The organism is Polaromonas sp. P1_G4 (assembly GCF_056405475.1).
Genome location: NZ_JBFUCA010000601.1, coordinates 1 through 2,267, shown reverse-complemented (window position 1 = coordinate 2,267; position 2,267 = coordinate 1). Strand labels below are relative to the sequence as shown.

The 2,267-nt window shown below is 58.5% G+C and carries 2 protein-coding genes; one reads left to right on the top strand and one right to left on the bottom strand.

Annotated features, from left to right (window positions below; genetic code table 11):
• The first annotated feature begins 76 nt into the window (after window positions 1–76).
• The gene (locus tag AC1D1X_RS21075; protein ID WP_477670529.1) at window positions 77–1,948 is read left to right on the top strand and encodes a CocE/NonD family hydrolase; all 1,872 of its coding nucleotides are present in this window, start codon (window positions 77–79) and stop codon (window positions 1,946–1,948) included.
• 39 nt (window positions 1,949–1,987) lie between these two features.
• Here the strand turns inward: AC1D1X_RS21075 and AC1D1X_RS21070 are convergent.
• The coding region (locus AC1D1X_RS21070; RefSeq protein ID WP_477699091.1) for an IclR family transcriptional regulator domain-containing protein at window positions 1,988–2,267 on the bottom strand (280 nt) is incomplete at its 5' end.

Here is a 2,267-nt window from a genome sequence, read left to right as displayed (position 1 = left end):
GGGGTGAGGTGAGGGGGTCACCGGTGCTGGTGTCAGCACCGGTGGCGCTCCAATCCGAGCCGAACCAGGGTAATCAATGAAAGACTCGACGTTCAGCAATCTTGCTGTGGTGATTGAACGCAACGTGATGGTGCCGATGAGGGACGGCGTGAGGCTCTCGACCGATATATATCGCCCGAGACAGGAGCCGGGAGAAGATCCGAAACCGTTCCCGGTCATCATGGAACGCACTCCCTATGGGAAGCACCTTGAAAGCCGCACCGAACGCGAACCGGGGAGCACGCGCCCTATGTCACGCGAAGAGGTGGCAACGTATTTTGTGGCCCAGGGTTATATCGTTGTGTACCAGGATTGCCGCGGCAGATACGGGTCCGAAGGAACATTCACGAAGTATCTGAGCGAGGCCAACGACGGCCATGACACCTGTGACTGGATCGTGCGGCAGCCCTGGTCCGACGGCAGGATCGGGACCAAGGGCCTTTCCTATGCGGCACATACGCAAATGGCCCTGGCATCTACCGGTGCACCCGGCTTGCTGGCCATGTATGTCGACTCCGGCGGGTTTTCAAACGGCTATCAGAGCGGCATCCGGCAGGGCGGCGCGTATGAGTTAAAGCAGGCGGCCTGGGCTGTTCTCTTCGCATCGAGCATTGCCCAGCGGTCGGAAAATACGGCCGTCGCCAGCACCCTGAAGAATATCGACGTCGACGACTGGTTCAGAAGAATGCCGTGGCGCCGTGGAAACTCACCGCTTTCGGAAGCACCGGAATATGAAGAGTTTCTCTTCGATCAATGGGAGCGTGGTACGTTCGATGCGTACTGGAAGCAGCCCGGAATTTATGCGGAGGGGTTCTACCATCACCTCAAGAATGTGGCGACAGTCCATATGTCTTCCTGGTATGACGTCTATACGCGCACCGCAGCCGAAAATTACGTCAGCCTCAAGAAAATCGGCGCTCCGGTAAAGCTCGTTTTTGGTCCGTGGGTGCACGGAAACCGGTGGTTGACCTATTCGGGCGATGTGGATTTCGGCGAGAAATCCACTTTTGGCCAACACGCTGCCGCAAGCTTTCTTGAGGCAAGGCTCAAATGGTTTGACCACTGGCTGAAAGGCCTTCCGGCCGCTGAAGACAACGCCAACGTGAGGCTGTTCGTGATGGGCGGCGGCTCCGGCAGAAAAAACAGCGAGGGACGTCTTGACCATGGCGGTACCTGGCGTTCCGAGCAGGACTGGCCGATTCCGGATACGCGGTGGACGCCCTACCATCTTCACGTTGATCGTTCGCTGTCCCCCTCTCTTCCAGAGAGGCATCACGGCGCGCTGGCGTACCGGTTTGACCCCAAAAATCCGGTTCCCACCTTGGGCGGCAGCGTGGTTTCACGTCCACCCGGAATACTGGCCGGGGCTTTCGACCAAACAACCGATGAGCGCTTCTTTGGTTGCGCAGAACCGTTTTACCCACTGACCGACCGTGAAGATGTGCTTGCCTTTTCAACTGAACCGCTGGCGGAGGATGTCGAGATTACAGGGCCGGTGGTGGCGAACCTGTGGATATCCTCCGACTGCCCGGACACGGATTTCACCGTCAAGCTGGTCGATGTGTATCCGCAAAGCGAAGACTACCCAAAGGGTTTCGCCATGAACCTTACCGACGGGATTCTGCGGGTGAGGTACAGGGACTCATGGGAGTACCCGGAATTGATGACGCCGGGAACGGTGTACCCCATCCGCATCGAGGCGTTTCCGACAAGCAACCTGTTCAAGGCAGGGCATCGCATCCGGGTTGACATTTCGAGCAGCAACTTTCCGCACTTTGACGTCAACCCGAACACCGGGGATCCTGAGGCGCAGGCAACGACGAGCAGGACGGCGCTCAACAAGGTGTACATGAGCAGCCAGCATCCATCGCACGTGGTGCTTCCTGTGATCCCGAAGCGTTCTCAATAATGGTGGTGGCTGCAGCGCGCCCCACCAGGTGCGCTGCCGCTAATCGGCAGAAGCGTCGGAGCGACGATATCCGAGCTCAACCGAAAGGTCGTAGGCCGCCGCGCACAGCGGCTTGGCCAGTTTCTCCAGCCCTTTGGCCGTGATGCGGCTTGAAGGAATGGAGATCGCCATGGCGGCGATGACTTTTGATGTTCCGTCGCGCACCGGTGCCGCCACGGAAAGGACTTCGTTCGTGATTTCGCCCAGGGAAGTGGCGTAGCCCTGCTTGCGGATCTTGATCAGCTCCTCATTCCATTTTGCGCGTTGCACGATGGTGTTG